Raw genomic sequence first — 16,035 nt, forward strand, 5'->3', positions numbered from 1 at the left:
TTTGCGGCTTGCTCCGAGACTCCGGCCCGCCGGCCGCACAGTTGGCGTCGATCGCAGCCAACTGTCCACTCTCATCGAGCAGGTGATGGTTCACATGACGTCGCATCCGACCGCACGGCCCTGGGACAAGTCCCGGCCGGACCTTACCCGCCGCCTCTGCCTGGCGGCGGACATCGAGCAGTACAGTCGCTTCGACACCCCGGACCAGTGGGCCGCACAAGCCCAACTCGCCCGGGTGTTGAGGGCGGCAGCCGAACGCAGCGGGCTGGACCACGGCAAGTGGTCCACCCAGCCGCAGGGCGACCTGGAGTTCGCGGTACTCCCGCCCGGCACTCCCGAGCAACTGGTGCTGGGCGAGTACGTCACGCACTTGGCAGCCGAGCTCGGCGGCTACAACGCCACCCGCCGGCCCGCTGGGCGGATGCGGCTTCGGCTGGCCATCGATACCGGCGTGGCCGCCACGGCCGCTCTTGGCTTTTCCGGTCCTGCCCCGGTTGCGGTGGCCCGCTACCTGAACGCCCCCGAGGTGAAACAGGCCTTGGCGGCCGCCGGCTCGGAGAGCCTGGCCGTGGTGGTCTCTGACCGGCTCTACCAAGACGTGGTGCGCTCGCGGTTCTACGGACTCGACCCGGAGCAGTACCGCCGCATCCACGTGCAGCAGAAGGGGTTCGCCGGGTACGGCTGGGTTCGGTTGCCCGGAGCGGACCCGCAGGACGCGCAGGAGCCATGGCCGGGCGGGCCGGAGGGCGGGCCACAACCCCCGGCGCGAGCGGCGGAGCGGGAGCAGCCGACCTTCGTGCAGCACGGCGTCCACGGCACCGCCATCCAGGCCGGCGTGATCCACGGGTCCGTCGTTCACGAGGCGGTGCCGGGTCGGGCAGGCCGATGAGCGACGACCCGCCCGCCGGAGGCTGCACCTCCTGCGGGAACGCGGCAGGCAGCAACCGCCAGCAGGGCACCCAGGGCCTCTCGGTCCAAGGCCGGACAGGCGACGTGCACTACTACGCCGCTGGCGACCACCATCCCATCGCAAGCGCGCGGCGGCGCGTGGCCGGCTTCTCACCGGCCCCCTACGAGACGCTGCGCGAGGAGTTGCACCGGATCATCCGGGCCTGCTCACGCATCGTGGACGACCTGCGTGACGACACCGACGACTCGGGAGGCGCACCATGGGACTGATCCCCTACAACCGGGTGTTCGACGTGCTGGAGCACCGGCTCCGGCCCGCCGACCTGCCCTTCCCGGTCACCACGGCCGAGGGCCCGGCTCGGCTCTCCACCCTCGCGGCCCGGCGGGCGCTGTACAGCAGGTCGGCGGACCCGCAGCTCCGAGAGGAGATCTGGCGCAAGGCCGTCGGCGCAGCGCAGCGCGACACCACTGCGGTCGGCCCGGACCGACTACTGGCGCTCTGGCTGGCGCTGCCAGCAATGCGGCGCACCCTTCACCGGATCGCGATCCGGTGGCCGATCGACCGGCGGGAGCTCGAATCGGAAGCACTGCTCGCCCTGTTGGCGGCACTCGCAGACGTGGACCTGCAGGCCCAGGAGGCAGGCTCCGCACTGCTGCGCCCAGCCATCAACCGAGTCTGGGCGTTCGCCAGGGCCCGCATCCGGGAGCGGCCGGTGGCGGACATCGCGGCGCTGGCCGCCACCCACCTCGCCGTGGAGGCGCCTGCGGAGTCGCCGGTCGGCGATTGGCAGGATGGCTGGGAACTGCGCGTGTCGCCGCCTGCTCGGCCTGACGGCCTGTCGGCGACGGTGCGTTTCAGCGTCGCACCGGAGCGGCTGGAGAGCTTCCGACTGGGCGAGCTGGCAGGCCACCTGGGCCTCGGAGACATAGTGCACCGGGCGCGGCGCCCGAGCGAAGGCAGCCGGATCGGCACCCTATCTCTGCGTCCGGCCGGAGGACGACCATGATCCCACGCTCCGGTACCTGGCTGTCGTTCGGCGAGGCGTTCGACCTGCCGCTGGTCGTCGACCTGCGCACCGCCGCCCGCGCGCTCGGACTTTGTCCCGCCACCGCCTACAAGCTCATCCATCAGGGCGGTTTCCCCTGCCCGGTCCTGCGCCTCGGATGGCAGTACCGGATCCCCACCGCCGGCCTGCTTCGCGCGCTTGGGATCGAGGAGCGCCCCGTCTACCCGGCCGACGTGCGAGCCGGTGCCGATTTCGCGGAACAGCGCGATCTTGCAACGCAGTTCGAAACGGAGGACTACGCATGAGCATCGTGGCCGTCGCCGCTCCGGAGCCGGAGGAGGTGCCGATGACGACCTGCTTCGTCATCGCGCCCATCGGGAACGAGCACGCCCAGGATGGGAGTCCGGAGCTCCTGGCGTTCGAGGAGAACCTGGAGATTTACGAGACGGTGATCTTGCCCGCCTGCGCCAGGCACGGCATCGTCCCGGTCCGAGCGGACGGGATCGCCGAATCGGGCGAGATCACCGACCAGATCTGCCGTCACGTGCTGCAGGACGACATCGTGATCGCTGACCTCACCGGGGGCAACGCCAATGTCACCTATGAGATCGGGATCCGGCACCTGACCGGAAAGCCCATCATCCACATCGGTGAGAGTGGCCAACTGCCGTTCGACCTATCACTGATCCGGACAATCATGTTCAAGCGCAGCCGGAGCGGACTGGTCAAGGCGCGGCGGGACCTGGAGAGTGCGCTGGAAGGTGCCCTGAACAACAGATTCGAGCCGCTGACCCCGGCGCGGATCCTGTTCGGGCTCCCGGCGGCGCCGCTGCCGGCCGTGGTTGAGGCGGAGCCGGACGACCCGGAGGCCCCCGGGCTGATCGACCGGTTCGCCCGGGTGGAGGAGCAGATGGAGGCGATGGGCGAGACCACAGAGGCGATTACTGGATTTATGACTGTGATCGCCGAAGTCGCCGTGCAGATCGGTCCGGTGATGGAGCGGGCCTCCCAGCCCGGGGCGCCGATGAGCGCGTGGTTGCCGGCGATGGCCGAACTGGGGAAGGCGATGGCCGAGCCGGCCTCCGGTCTCCGGGAGGCGTGCACCCGCTTCGCCGGGCAGATGGTGGAGATGGACGCGGCGGTCCTGACTGCGTTCGACGTCATCGCGGCGATGCCATCCGAGCAGCGCGCCGGTTCGGCGACCGGCTTCCTGGAGCAGATGGTCAGCATCGCCGAGTCCACCCACGAGGTGGTCGGCGTGCTCGGCGAGTTCGAGGTCGGCATGCGGTGGGTGGCGAAGATGAGCCGGGCGCTGCGGGCGCCCGGCCGGGACATCTCGGCCGCGGTCAAGCAGGTCAGCGGCGTGATGTCCCGGATCGCGGACTGGGAGCGCCGGGCCCGCGCGCTGATGTGACCGCGTGGGGCCCTGCGACGGCTGCCGGGGCTTCCCGCGCCGCACACCCGTCGATGGGGTGAGCCGCGCGATCGGCTGCTCACGCACCTGGAGGCAGGACTACGCCACTCAGATGGCCAGGGGCGAGGCCTTCTTGCCGAGGTGGCACTTGAAGGCTTTGCGGATCTCTGAATGTGCTGCCGGTTCGAGGCGTGTGGGACGAAGACCAGACCTACGGAGATGCATTTAGCCGTATATATCCGAAATAAATGCAACCAGAACTGCAACCAAAAACGACGTCAGCCCGGACCATCGAAGTGGTCCGGGCTGACGTTTGCCCAGGTGGGCGGGTGCGGAGGATACGAGATTCGAACTCGTGAGGGTGTGAACCCAACACGCTTTCCAAGCGTGCGCCCTAGGCCACTAGGCGAATCCTCCGTGCGGAAGCTTACAGGAGGTCGGCGGGTGCTCGCGCACCCCTATTCGAAGGGGGCGGAGGGGCTGGCCGGCCGGGCGGGGTGGGAAAACTGTGAACCCCCCGTGCACCCGGCAGAGCCTCCCTATCCTTGCTGCCTTCCGGCCCTGGGGAGGTTCAGGAGGATACCGCCGCACGGGGGGTCCGGGGCCTACAGTACCCGACCGGGGCCGGTGCTTGGGTACGGGTGGGGTCGGTGTTCGGGCACGGATGGGGCCGGCTGTTCGGCCACGGGCGGGTGGCGGGGGTCTGCGTCCGTTCGGGCACACGCGGCCGGTGAGAGTCCGCGTCCGTTCGGGCACGGGGCGGGTGGCGGGGGTCCGCGACCGTTCGGGCGCAGGCAGGCGGTGGGGGTCCGCGTCCGTTCGGGCACGGGGCGAGTGGTGGGCGGCGTCTGTTCGGGCGCGGCCGGCGGCGGGAGGCCGCGGCTGTTCGGGCGTGGGTGGGTGGTGAGGGGCCGCGTCTGTCCTTCCGCCCGGCTATCGTCGGGGGCGTGTCGCTCGCCCTCTACCGTCGCTACCGCCCCGAGACCTATGCAGAGGTCATCGGGCAGGAGCACGTGACGGAACCCCTCATGCAGGCCCTGCGGAACAACCGCGTCAATCACGCCTATCTGTTCAGTGGGCCGCGAGGGTGTGGCAAGACCACCAGTGCGCGCATTCTTGCCCGGTGTCTCAACTGTGAGCAGGGGCCCACGCCCACACCCTGCGGCGAGTGCCAGTCGTGTCGGGACCTCGGTCTCGGCGGGCCCGGCAGCATCGACGTGATCGAGATCGACGCCGCGTCGCACGGTGGTGTGGACGATGCTCGCGATCTGCGGGAGAAGGCGCACTTCTCGCCGGTGAGCTCGCGCTACAAGATCTACATCATCGACGAGGCCCACATGGTCACGTCGGCGGGCTTCAACGCGTTGCTCAAGGTGGTCGAGGAGCCGCCGGAGCACCTGAAGTTCATCTTTGCCACCACCGAGCCGGAGAAGGTGATCGGGACCATCCGGTCCCGAACGCACCACTACCCGTTCCGGCTGGTGCCGCCCGGTGTGCTGCGCGACCACCTCGCCTCCGTGTGCGAGACCGAGGGCATCAAGGTCGAGCCGGCGGTGCTGCCGCTCGTGGTGCGGGCCGGCGCCGGGTCGGTGCGGGACTCGATGTCGGTGATGGACCAGTTGCTTGCGGGCGCCACCGACGACGGTGTCACCTACGCGATGGCCACCTCGCTGCTCGGGTTCACCGACCGGTCGCTGCTGGACGACGTGATCGAGGCGTTCGTCGCGCAGGACGGCGCGGCCGCCTTCGAGCTGGTGGACCGGGTGATCGAGGGGGGCTACGACCCGCGCCGGTTCGTGGCCGACCTGCTGGAGCGGTTGCGCGACCTGGTGATCCTGGCTGCGGTGCCGGACGCGGCCGACAAGGGCCTGATCGATGTGCCCGCCGACCAGCTGGAGCGCATGGTCCGGCACGCCGCCGAGTTCGGCCGGGCCGGGCTCACCCGCGCCGCCGACATCGTCAACACCGGTCTCACCGAGATGCGTGGCGCCACCGCACCCCGGCTTCAGTTGGAGCTGATCTGCGCACGGGTACTGCTGCCCGCCGTCGACTCCGGCGAGCAGGGCCTGCAGACGCGCCTGGAACGCCTCGAACGCCGCGTGTCCGTCGGCGGCCTCCCCACGGGACCCGCGGCCCCCACCGCCCCGGACCAGGCCCGCACCGACGCCGGAGCGGCCCCCGCGCAGGCCCGCCCGCAGCAGGCCGCTCCGCCCCAGCCCCCCGTACCGGCTCCCGCGACCCAACCGCAGCCGCCACAACCACAACACCCACAACCTCAGCAGCCGCAACAGCACCAACAGCAGCCCGCCCCCACCCCCGGCGCCTGGCCCCAAGCCCGCACCGCCGGCTCCGGCCCACCCCCCGCCGCCCCCCAGCAGCACCCGCAACAGCCCCACCAGCCCCACCAAGCACCCCCCGCCGCCCCCGCCCAGGCCACCGGCCAGGCCACCGGCGATCTGGCCCGTGTCCACGAAATGTGGCCGCAGATCCTGGACGCCGTGCGCGGCCGCAACCGGGTGGCCTGGATGATGTTGCAGACCGTGACCGTGGCCGGATTCGACGGCACCACGCTGACCCTCGCGTTCGAGCAGGCGGGCACCCGCGAGGGCTTCCGCAGCAGCGGCCGGGACGAGATCGTCCGGCAGTCCGTGCAGGACGCCTTCGGCTTCGACTGGCGGATCGACTGCGTCGTCACCGGCGAGGCAGTCGCTGCGCCCGCCCGCCGCCCCGGCGGCCCGGCCCCGACCCCGTCCGCAGCCCCGGCCCCGGCTCCCGTCCCGAGCGCGACCCCGCCCGTCGATCGCGCGCCCGCCGCCCCGCCCCCCGGCGCTTGGCCCGGCGCCCCGGCCCCGACCCCTCCGGTCGCGCCCCCGCCGCCCGCCCAGGCCCGCCCCGCCACCGCCCCGTCGCAGCCGCCGCCCACCCGCCCGCAGCCCAGGCAGGCACCACCACCGCCGCCCGAGCCGGACTTCGACATCCCCGAGGACATCGGCCGCTACGACGACGAGGACCTGGCCGACGACGGCGGCCTGTCCACCCACGAACTGCTCACCCGCGAACTCGGCGCGACGATCATCGACGAGTCGCCCACCACCTGACGCACCCACCCGACCCGGTACCGACCCCCACCCGCCGGCACCCGGTACCGACCCCCACCCGACCCGGAACCGACCCGGCATCCCCACCACCAGACCGCCGGCGACCGGCACCCGACCCACTGCAGACCCACCGCCGACCCACCGCCGACCCACCGATGCGTGCCGTCGCCGCGCATCGGCCCCGCCCGGAGCCGTAGGCTCGACGGAAGGACGGCGGCCGAGCGGGCGCCGCCCCGAGGCGGTGCGAAGCCGCGTCCGAGCGACGAAGGGTGTCCAGTGTTTCCCGGTGGTGGCCAGCCCGACATGCAGCAGCTGCTGCAGCAGGCGCAGAAGATGCAGCAGGACCTCATGGCGGCGCAGGACGAACTCGCGCGCACCCAGGTGACCGGGAGCGCCGGCGGCGGCCTGGTGACCGCGACCGTGTCCGGCGCCGGTGAGCTGCTGGCTCTGGAGATCTCGCCGTCCGCGGTGGATCCTGAGGACACGGAGACCCTCGGCGACCTCATCGTCGCCGCGGTGCGCGACGCCAACCGCGCGGCTCTGGAGATGCAGTCCCAGTTGATGGGCCCGCTGGCCCAGGGCATGGGCGGCGGCGGTCCACTCGGGCTGCCCGGCATGTGAGCCGAGCCCCCACAACCGAAAGCCGAACCCACCGAAGACCCATCGCAAAGCCCGTCACAAGGCCCGGCAAGAAAACCCACCGAAAGACCCCACCGAAGCCGAAAAGCCCACCGAAAGCCCACCGAAAGCCCACCGAAACACCAGGCAGCCACCAAGCAGCCCACAAGCAGCCCACAAGCAGCCCCCGAACAACCAAAGCAAGCAGGGAGACGGTAGGTGTACGAAGGCGTCGTACAGGACCTCATCGACGAGCTGGGCCGACTGCCCGGTGTAGGGCCGAAGAGCGCGCAACGCATCGCCTTCCACCTCCTGGCGGCCGACCCGGCCGACGTCCGGCGCCTCGTGCACGCGCTCACCGAGGTCAAGGACAAGGTGCGGTTCTGCGCCACATGCGGCAACGTGGCGGAATCGGAGCAGTGCCGAATCTGTCTCGACCCGCGACGCGACGTCGCGGTGATCTGCGTGGTCGAGGAGTCCAAGGATGTCGTGGCGATCGAGAAGACCCGCGAGTTCCGGGGCCGGTACCACGTGCTCGGTGGCGCGATCAGCCCGATCGAGGGCGTGGGGCCCGACGACCTGCGGATTCGTGAGCTGATGACCCGGCTCGCGGACGGTGTGGTGACCGAGTTGATTCTGGCCACCGACCCGAACCTGGAAGGAGAGGCGACCGCGACGTATCTGGCTCGCCTGTGCAAGCCGATGGGTCTGCGTGTGACCCGGTTGGCCAGCGGGCTGCCGGTGGGGGGCGACCTGGAGTACGCCGACGAGGTCACGCTCGGGCGTGCCTTCGAGGGGAGACGACTGCTCGATGTCTGACGACCTGAACGAATTCACCAGTGAGATCGCCGACCAGATCGACAGCTTCGTCCTGGCCGTCACCGAGGTGGCCAAGGGCGAGGAGCCGGAGCAGGCGGTGTCGATGCTGCTCCTCGAGGTCTCGCAGCTGATGCTTGCGGGCGGCCGGCTCGGCGCGATCGCCGACGTGGTGCCGGACGACCGCTTCGAGCCCGACTCTGGTCCCGACCCGGACGTCGACGCGCTGCGTTCGGCGCTGTCCCGGTTGCTGGAGCCGATCGACGTGTACTACGAGGTCTTCGACCCGTACGTGCCCAAGTCCAAACCGGTCGCGGCGCGACTGTCGGACGACGTCGCCGGCGTGGTCGCCGACCTCGCCCACGGGCTGGCCCACCATCGGGCCGGACGCAGCCGCGAGGCGCTGTGGTGGTGGCAGTTCTCGTACATGTCCAACTGGGGCGCGACCGCGAGCGCCGTGTTGCGTGCGCTGCAATCGGTGGTGTCGCACGCCCGCCTGGACGATCCGATCACGGAGAGTCTGGACCCGGACGGACAGGCGCTCGCCGACGAGTTGGTCGACGAACTCGCCGAGCAACTCGACGACGCCGTGGTCCTGGGCGGCCCGCACACCTGATCGTCGCCCGATCGCAGCCCGATCGCAGCCCGACCGCGCCCGACCGCACCCGATCGCGCCCGATCGCTCCGAACTCCCCGAATCCACGCGATTCGGGTGGTTCGCAGGGTGATTCCCGACCCCGGGTAGGGCGTTTCGTGGTCTTGGTACCGAATGCCGCTCAGTGATGCGTACGTCGCACAATCCCGCCTACTGATACGTACGTCTCACAATGTGAATAAAGCTTTGACCACCGAGCGGCCTAGTTAGACTGTGCCGACCGCACAGATATCAAGCGAGGAGCGCACGTGGGCCTTGTCGTGCAGAAGTACGGCGGCTCCTCCGTCGCCGATGCCGAGGGCATCAAGCGCGTGGCCAAGCGAATCGTCGACACCAAGAAGCAGGGCCACGAAGTGGTCGTGGTGGTGTCCGCGATGGGCGACACGACGGACGAGCTGATCGATCTGGCGCAGCAGGTGAGTCCCATCCCTTCCGGGCGCGAGCTCGACATGCTGCTCACCGCGGGTGAGCGGATGTCGATGGCGCTGTTGGCGATGGCGATCAAAAACCTGGGCGTCGACGCACGGTCGTTCACCGGCAGCCAAGCCGGTGTGATCACCGACGCGGTCCACAACAAAGCGCGCATCATCGATGTGACGCCGGGGCGGATCCGCTCCGCGCTCGACGAGGGCGCGATCGCGATCGTGGCCGGCTTCCAGGGCGTGTCCCAGGACACGAAGGACATCACCACGCTCGGCCGCGGCGGCTCGGACACCACCGCCGTCGCGCTGGCCGCCGCGCTGAACGCCGAGGTCTGCGAGATCTACACGGACGTGGACGGCATCTTCACCGCCGACCCCCGCGTGGTGAAGAAGGCCCGGAAGATCTCCCGGATCAGCTACCAGGAGATGCTGGAGCTGGCCGCGAGCGGATCCAAGGTGCTGCACCTGCGGTGCGTGGAGTACGCCCGCCGCTACGACATGCCCGTGCACGTGCGGTCGTCCTTCTCGGGACTCGTCGGCACTTGGGTGACGGATGAACCCGAAGGGGACGACATGGAGCACGCGATCATCTCCGGGGTCGCCCACGACACCAGCGAAGCGAAGATCACGGTGGTCGGGGTCCCGGACAAGCCGGGCGAGGCGGCCAAGATCTTCCGCCTGGTGGCGGACAACGAGATCAACATCGACATGATCGTGCAGAACGTCTCCGCGGCCTCCACGGGCCGTACCGACATCTCCTTCACGCTGCCGATGTCCGACGGTCAGAGTGCGATGACCGCGCTGACCAAGGCCCAGGCCGAGATCGGCTTCGAGTCGCTGCGCTACGACGACCAGATCGGCAAGATCTCGCTCGTCGGCGCCGGCATGCGCTCGCACCCGGGCGTCACCGCCAAGTTCTTCGAATCGCTCACCGGCGCGGGGGTGAACATCGAGCTGATCTCGACATCCGAGATCCGGATCTCGGTGGTCTGCCGCGCCGACGGCGTTCCGGCCGCCGTACAGGCCGTGCACACCGCGTTCGGCCTGGACGACCAGTCCGGCGAAGCCGTCGTCTACGGAGGTACCGGCCGATGACCCGCAAGGACAAGCCCACCCTGGCCGTGGTCGGCGCCACCGGCGCGGTCGGCACGGTGATGCTCGAACTGCTCTCCACCCGCCAGGACGTGTGGGGCGAGATCCGGCTGATCGCCTCCGCGCGCAGCGCGGGCAAGAAGCTCGTCGTGCGGGGCGAGGAGGTCGAGGTCATCGCGCTGAGCGAGGAATGCTTCGACGGCGTGGACGTCGCGATGTTCGACGTGCCCGACGAGGTCTCCGCGCACTGGGCGCCGATCGCCGCGAGCAAGGGCGCGGTCGCGGTGGACAACTCAGGCGCGTTCCGGATGGACCCCGAGGTCCCGCTCGTGGTGCCCGAGGTCAACGCCGCCGCGGCGCGGGTGCGTCCGCGCGGCATCATCTCCAACCCCAACTGCACGACGCTGACCATGGTCGTCGCACTGGGCGCGCTGCACGCGGAGCTGGGCCTCAAGGAGCTCGTGGTCGCGTCGTACCAGGCCGCGTCCGGCGCCGGGCAGCCCGGTGTCGACGCGCTGCGCGAACAGATCGGCAAGGTCGCGGGCAGCCAGACGCTGGGCACCCAGCCCGGCGACGTGCGCCGTGCGGTGGGCGACTTCGGCCCGTTCCCGGCGCCGCTCGCGCTCAACGTGGTGCCGTGGGCCGGTTCGCTCAAGGACGACGGGTGGTCGTCCGAGGAGCTCAAGGTCCGCAACGAGTCCCGCAAGATCCTGGGGCTGCCCGACCTGAAGGTGCACACGACCTGCGTGCGCGTCCCGGTGATCACCACGCACTCGCTCGCGGTGCACGCCGTGTTCGAGAACGAGGTCTCGGTCGCCCGCGCGCACGAGATCCTGGACGGTGCTCCCGGCGTCGTGCTGTGCGACGACCCGGAGAACGGCGAGTTCCCGACGCCGGCCGACGTGGTCGGTACCGACCCGACCTGGGTCGGCCGGGTGCGTCGCTCGATCGACGACCCGTTCGCGCTCGACATGTTCATGTGCGGGGACAACCTGCGCAAGGGCGCGGCGCTGAACACCGCCCAGATCGCCGAGGTCGTCGCCGCGGAACTGGTCGAGCGCGACTAGTCGCGGACCGCAGACCGTTGCGGCAGCCGGTGTTCCCCGAGTGGGGACACCGGCTGCCGTGCGTGCGGCGGCCGCCTCCCGGACCCGAACGACCGCTTCCCGGACCCGAGCAACCGCTTCCCGGACCCGAGCAGCTGCCTCCCCGACCCGAGACGGCCGCTTCCAGGACTCGAGACGGCCGCCTCCCGGACTCGAGCAACCGCCTCCCCGACCCAAGACGGCCGCTTCCCCGACCCGAGTAGCTGACTGCACATCACCCGGCCCACTACGGTGGGCGGATGTGTGGCTGAGCCGACGACCGTCCCCGGATCGCAGGCGTATACAACCTTCCCGGGGGGTCGAGTGTCCAACAGTCGTGGCAGAAATGGTCGTGAGGGCGGAACCGGCGCTGCGCCCGGTCCGAATGCCTGTGGTCGGCGCGCTGGATCAGGGCGTTTCGGGAGTTTCCGTGTCCTCTGACGCGGGCGTCTCGATAGACGTCCTCACCGAGACCTATCGCGCCCACTATGGTTCGTTGTTGCGCTTGGCTTCCCTGTTGCTCGACGACACCGATTCGTGTGAGGACGTGGTGCAGGAGTCGTTCGTCCGGGTGCACACCGCCCGGCATCGGTTGCGCGAGGCCGACAAGACGTTGGCCTACCTGCGGCAGACCGTGGTGAACCTGTCCCGGTCGACGCTGCGGCGGCGGATCATGGGCATGCGCCTGCTGTCCAAGCCCGAGCCGGAAGCGACGAGTACCGAGGACGGTTCACGGCACGTGTTGGAACGCGACGTGCTGGTAAGGGCGTTGCGCGAATTGCAACGGCGGCAGCGGGAAGTGATCGTGCTGCGCTATTACGCTGATCTGACAGAGGCTCAGGTGGCCGATCTGCTCGGACTGTCGGTCGGCTCGGTGAAGGCGTACGCCTCACGCGGACTGGAAGCCCTCCGGGCCCGGATGGAGACGCCGTGACGAACGACCCGGGGACCCTTGGTCCCGACCCCGACGACCTCGCGGCAGAGGTGCGCCGGCGACTGCATGCGGCGGTGGCCGACGTGCGACCCTCGTCGGACGCGTTGGACCGGCTGCGGGTGGCCGTGCCGGCCCGGCGCCGACAACGGCGGGTGGCCACGCTCGGCGCCGCCGGGCTGGTGGCGGCGCTGCTGGTCGGCACACCCGTGTTGCGGACCGCGGTGGACGACGGCGACGACTCGAAGTCGAATGTCGGCGGGATCCAGTCCTCGTCGTCCTCGGTCAACGTCACGGAGCCGTTGCCGGGGCCGAGCGAGGGGATGAGCGCCGGGATTCCGGGCGGGGCCGGACAGTCCCACCCGCCGACCCGAGGCGGCACCCCGACGAACGGATCCGGCGCCTCGACCGCGCCGACGAGTGGGCAGAGCGCGGGCACCGGGCAGAGCGCGCCGCCCGCGAGCAGCGCGCCGCCGAGCGAGACCGCGCCGCCGGCCAAGCCGACCCCGGCGTGTCTGACCACCGACCTGTCCGGGGAGGACGCCCGGCTCGGACCGGTCGGCGCCGACGGCCTGGCGTACGGCGTGCTCCAGGTGCGCAGCAACGCGCGCAAGGAATGTCAGGTGACCGGCCCCGGAGTGGTCTCGGTGGGCTCCCCGCCCGGGAACCCGATCGTGCAGGTCACCGTGCACCAGCACACGGCCGGCGACCGCGCGGCCGGGTTGCCGCTGCTGCCCGAGTCGACGGGTACGGTGATCACGCTTCGACCGGGCCAGGCCTACGAGTTCCAGTTCGCGTGGCAACCGCAGGTGCCGGCCGCGGACGGCAGGTGCGCCCCCGATGCGCCCAAGGCGCCGGTGCCCGCGCTCGGCTACGCACTCGTCGCCAACGACTTCAACGTGGCCAAGGTGGCGCTGACGCCCACGTGCGGCGGCACGGTGTTCCGCACCGACATCTATCGGACGGGGGACTACCCGCGCGCGAGGTGACACTCCGCCTCGGGAAGCCGGGCCGACGCACGGGCGGCGGATCTTCCGGGCGCGACCACCCGCGGCCGGGCGCGACCACCCGCGGCCCGGCGCGACCAGCCGCAGGCGAGGTGACCCCTCTCGACGGGATCACCGCGACCGCGCCGCCGCGGGGACCGCCCGCGCGAGGTGACACCCGCGCTCGGGTGCCGTCGGCCGACGGTTACCGTTGGGGGGTGTACCGGTTCCTGCTCCAGCCGCGCTGGCTGGTCTTCCACATGATCGTGCTCGTCGCGGTCCCGGTGTGCGCGGCGCTGGGGCTGTGGCAGTTCCACCGCTACGGCGAGCACAAGGGCGGCGGGAGCAGCGGGGAGAAGGTGTCCACGGCTCCCGCGGTGCCGATCGGTGACCTCGTGCCGCTGGGCGGCCGGGTCGAGGGGGCCGATCGCGGCCGCTCGGTCACGGTGAGCGGCACCTACGACGTGGGCCGCCAACTCGTGGTGCCCGGGCGCCGACTCGACGGGCGTACGGGGTCGTACGTGGTCACCCCGCTGCTGGTCGCCGGGGCGCCGGCGGTCGTGGTCAACCGCGGCTGGGTCGAGGGCGACACCGTGCCCGCGCCGCCGACCGGACCGGTCACCGTCACCGGTCGGCTGGAATGGTCCGAGGCGGAGCACACCTCGGACGCGGAACGCGCCACCGACCTGCGGCCCGGTCAACTCTCGATGATCAGCACACCCGAGCTGGTCAACATGCTGCCGTACCCGCTCACCGACGGGTTCGTCGCGCTGACCGCGCAGACCCCGGCCGCCGATTCGGCCGCGCTGGCGCCGATGCCGGCGGCGAAGAAGACCGAGGGCGGCGGGATTTCCGGCCGGGCGTGGCAGAACCTGGGTTATACCGCGCAGTGGTTCGTCTTCGCCGGCGCCGCCGTGTTCGTGTGGTGGCGCGTGGTCCGCCGGGAGGCGGACGATCGGGCCGAGGAGCAGGAGGCGCAACTGCTCGCGGAGCTGGGCGTCGAAAGCTGACACCCAGCCCCGTCGTGCGGCACGTGCGCCGCCGGTTCCTGTCCGGCGGAGCGCGGTGGCCGGCAGCTTGCGTGCCCGGCGGCGCGGCCCGCCGAGATTCGCCGGGCCGGGCGGCCTACGCCGGGTTCGGGATCGGCAGGCCGATCACCTGGTCGACGAAGGCGAACTCCTGGCGCATCTGCCGGATGCGCTCCTCGACGACCAGCGAGCCGTGGCCCGCGTCGTAGCGGTAGACCTCGTGCGGCTTGCCGAGTTCGGCCAGCCGCGCGACGTAGTTCTCGATCTGCTTGATCGGGCAGCGCGGGTCGTTCTCGCCGGCGCTGATGTACACCGGTACCCGCACCTTCTCGACATAGGTCAGCGGCGAGGACGCGGCCCAGCGCTCGGGTACCTCCTCGGGCGTACCGCCGAGCAGCGTGCGGTCCATCGCCTTCAGCACGTCCATCTCGTCGTGGTACGCCGTGACGTAGTCCGCGACCGGCACCGCGGCCAGCCCCAGCGCCCACGCGTCGGGCTGGACGCCCAGGCCGAGCAGGGTCAGATAGCCGCCCCACGAGCCGCCGGAGAGCACGATGCGCTCGGGATCGGCCAGGCCCGACTCGACGGCCCACTCGCGGACCGCGCCGATGTCCTCCAGCTCGATCAGGCCGATCCGCACCCGCAGCGCGTCGGTCCAGTCCTTGCCGTAGCCGGTCGAGCCACGGTAGTTGACCCGGACCACCGCGAAGCCGTGGTCGACCCAGGCCGCGACGTCCGCCGCGAAGTGGTCGCCGTCGTGCGCGGTGGGCCCGCCGTGGATGTTGAACACGGTCGGGAACGGGCCCTCGCCGGCGGGCTTGGACACCAGCGCGTGCACCTTGCCGCCCGGCCCCTCCACCCACGCGTCGGTGACCGGGACCGAACCGGGCGGACGCTCGCCGGGCGGGGTGAGCAGTACGTCACCCGTGGTCGAGCGCAGCTCGGAGGGGGTCGAACCGCTCGACCAGTGGTACTCCACGCTGCCGTCGGGCCGGGCGCCGGCGGCGCCGATGGTGCCCGGCGGGGTGTCGATCCGGGTGAGTTCCTTGCTCGCCAGGTCGTAGCGGTACAGCTCGGAACGCCCGTGCTGCTCGTGGTCGATCAGCAGCGCCCGGCCGTCGGGATACCAGTCGGCGGACAGGTCGCCGGGCAGCCCGAGGTCGAGTTCGGTCTCGATGCCGGTCAGCGGCTCCCACAGCAGCGGTTCGTCCCGGCCGCGGCGCTGGTGGATGACCAGCACCCGCTGGTCGCCGGCGACCGGGGAGAAGCCCATCGCGGACAGGTCCGAATCGGGTTGCCCGCCCACGGGACCGTCGTGCAGGTCGGCCACGGGCGTGCCGTCCAGGCGCAGTACGCGCAGCGAAGCGTGCATCGCGTCGCCGTGCTCGTTGTGCGCGACGACCAGGTGGGTGGCGTCCTCGGACAGCGCGGACAACCACGCCGACTCGGTGTGGCGGTACACGGTCACCGGTTCGGCGCCGGGGCGGGCGACGTGGATCGTGGAGCCCTCGTCGTCGGTCATCCGGCCGACCACGACCGTGCCGTCGTTCGCCAGACCGAGGCCGCCGGGGTAGGACGGTTCGAGACCGGGAACGGCGACCTCGTCCGGGCCGCCGTCGAACGGCTGGCGCATCCAGACGCCGAACTCGTCGCCGTCGGTGTCGGCGAACCACCAGATCCAGCGCCCGTCCGGGCTGATCCGGGACGACGAGGTGCCGTTGGGCCGGTCGGTCACCTGCCGTTGTGCTCCGCTGACCCGGTCCCAGGCGTACACCTCGAAGGTGCCGGAGGCGTTGGAGACGAAGACGGACTTGGCGGGCGCGTGGTCGGCCCAGCGCGGCAGGCCGATCCGGGCCGCGCGGTAGCGGCGTTCCCAGGCCGGAACGGGCGGCGGGGGCGCATCGGACGGGCTCTGGGGTTCGGTGACGGAGGTGGAGTTCAAGGCGCTGTTCTCGGGAGCGGGCATGTCGCAAT

At 71.1% G+C, this 16,035-nt stretch carries 15 protein-coding genes, 1 tRNA gene and 1 other RNA gene; 14 read left to right on the top strand and 3 right to left on the bottom strand.

What is annotated here, in order from left to right; all coding sequences use genetic code 11:
• Positions 1-94 precede the first annotated feature (94 nt).
• The 5 genes from ACZOOI_RS15190 to ACZOOI_RS15210 are packed head-to-tail and all read left to right on the top strand — an operon-like array spanning position 95 to position 3,330.
• Positions 95-889, top strand: coding sequence for a hypothetical protein (locus ACZOOI_RS15190; RefSeq protein ID WP_465276379.1), 795 nt, complete (start codon positions 95-97; stop codon positions 887-889).
• A complete protein-coding gene (locus ACZOOI_RS15195) occupies positions 886-1,179 on the top strand; it encodes a hypothetical protein (RefSeq protein ID WP_465276380.1) in 294 nt (97 codons plus the stop codon). Before ACZOOI_RS15190 ends, ACZOOI_RS15195 begins: the two co-directional genes overlap by 4 nt.
• On the top strand, positions 1,170-1,916 hold the full coding sequence (locus ACZOOI_RS15200; protein WP_465276381.1) for a hypothetical protein: 747 nt from the start codon (positions 1,170-1,172) through the stop codon (positions 1,914-1,916). The genes ACZOOI_RS15195 and ACZOOI_RS15200 overlap by 10 nt, the downstream gene beginning before the upstream one ends.
• On the top strand, positions 1,913-2,221 hold the full coding sequence (locus tag ACZOOI_RS15205) for a helix-turn-helix domain-containing protein (RefSeq protein WP_465276382.1): 309 nt from the start codon (positions 1,913-1,915) through the stop codon (positions 2,219-2,221). The genes ACZOOI_RS15200 and ACZOOI_RS15205 overlap by 4 nt, the downstream gene beginning before the upstream one ends.
• On the top strand, positions 2,218-3,330 hold the full coding sequence (locus ACZOOI_RS15210) for a hypothetical protein (RefSeq protein WP_465276383.1): 1,113 nt from the start codon (positions 2,218-2,220) through the stop codon (positions 3,328-3,330). The genes ACZOOI_RS15205 and ACZOOI_RS15210 overlap by 4 nt, the downstream gene beginning before the upstream one ends.
• Positions 3,331-3,662: 332 nt before the next feature.
• On the opposite strand, the gene ACZOOI_RS15215 is transcribed toward ACZOOI_RS15210, so the two are convergent.
• Positions 3,663-3,747, bottom strand: a tRNA-Ser gene (locus ACZOOI_RS15215).
• Between the two features lie 87 nt (positions 3,748-3,834).
• An RNA gene (gene ffs / locus ACZOOI_RS15220) (signal recognition particle sRNA small type) lies at positions 3,835-3,933 on the bottom strand.
• Positions 3,934-4,277: 344 nt separating this feature from the next.
• Between ffs and ACZOOI_RS15225 the strand changes: the two genes are divergently transcribed.
• The 9 genes from ACZOOI_RS15225 (at position 4,278) to ACZOOI_RS15265 (ending at position 14,043) form a co-directional block, all read left to right on the top strand.
• The gene (locus ACZOOI_RS15225) at positions 4,278-6,428 is read left to right on the top strand and encodes a DNA polymerase III subunit gamma and tau (RefSeq protein WP_465276384.1); all 2,151 of its coding nucleotides are present in this window, start codon (positions 4,278-4,280) and stop codon (positions 6,426-6,428) included.
• Between the two features lie 276 nt (positions 6,429-6,704).
• Positions 6,705-7,049, top strand: a complete 345-nt coding sequence (locus ACZOOI_RS15230; protein WP_020554881.1) for a YbaB/EbfC family nucleoid-associated protein — start codon at positions 6,705-6,707, stop codon at positions 7,047-7,049.
• 216 nt (positions 7,050-7,265) lie between these two features.
• A complete protein-coding gene (recR, locus tag ACZOOI_RS15235; protein WP_391586320.1) occupies positions 7,266-7,865 on the top strand; it encodes a recombination mediator RecR in 600 nt (199 codons plus the stop codon).
• Positions 7,858-8,478 (top strand): DUF5063 domain-containing protein, encoded by a 621-nt coding sequence (locus tag ACZOOI_RS15240; protein WP_391586321.1) that lies wholly within the window; start codon positions 7,858-7,860, stop codon positions 8,476-8,478. The genes recR and ACZOOI_RS15240 overlap by 8 nt, the downstream gene beginning before the upstream one ends.
• A gap of 287 nt (positions 8,479-8,765) precedes the next feature.
• On the top strand, positions 8,766-10,034 hold the full coding sequence (locus ACZOOI_RS15245) for an aspartate kinase (RefSeq protein ID WP_391586322.1): 1,269 nt from the start codon (positions 8,766-8,768) through the stop codon (positions 10,032-10,034).
• On the top strand, positions 10,031-11,098 hold the full coding sequence (locus ACZOOI_RS15250) for an aspartate-semialdehyde dehydrogenase (RefSeq protein ID WP_020554885.1): 1,068 nt from the start codon (positions 10,031-10,033) through the stop codon (positions 11,096-11,098). The genes ACZOOI_RS15245 and ACZOOI_RS15250 overlap by 4 nt, the downstream gene beginning before the upstream one ends.
• Positions 11,099-11,462: 364 nt before the next feature.
• On the top strand, positions 11,463-12,050 hold the full coding sequence (locus ACZOOI_RS15255; RefSeq protein ID WP_465276385.1) for a SigE family RNA polymerase sigma factor: 588 nt from the start codon (positions 11,463-11,465) through the stop codon (positions 12,048-12,050).
• Positions 12,047-13,036, top strand: a complete 990-nt coding sequence (locus ACZOOI_RS15260) for a DUF4232 domain-containing protein (protein WP_465276386.1) — start codon at positions 12,047-12,049, stop codon at positions 13,034-13,036. Before ACZOOI_RS15255 ends, ACZOOI_RS15260 begins: the two co-directional genes overlap by 4 nt.
• A gap of 215 nt (positions 13,037-13,251) precedes the next feature.
• Complete coding sequence (locus ACZOOI_RS15265) at positions 13,252-14,043, top strand: SURF1 family protein (RefSeq protein WP_465276387.1); 792 nt, start codon at positions 13,252-13,254, stop codon at positions 14,041-14,043.
• 115 nt (positions 14,044-14,158) lie between these two features.
• Here the strand turns inward: ACZOOI_RS15265 and ACZOOI_RS15270 are convergent, their stop codons facing one another.
• Positions 14,159-16,027 carry a S9 family peptidase gene (locus tag ACZOOI_RS15270; protein WP_465276388.1) on the bottom strand — a complete coding sequence of 623 codons (1,869 nt, stop codon included), beginning with the start codon at positions 16,025-16,027 and terminating at the stop codon, positions 14,159-14,161.
• Between the last annotated feature and the right edge of the window lie 8 nt (positions 16,028-16,035).

This window comes from Embleya sp. L77 (genome assembly GCF_055557415.1).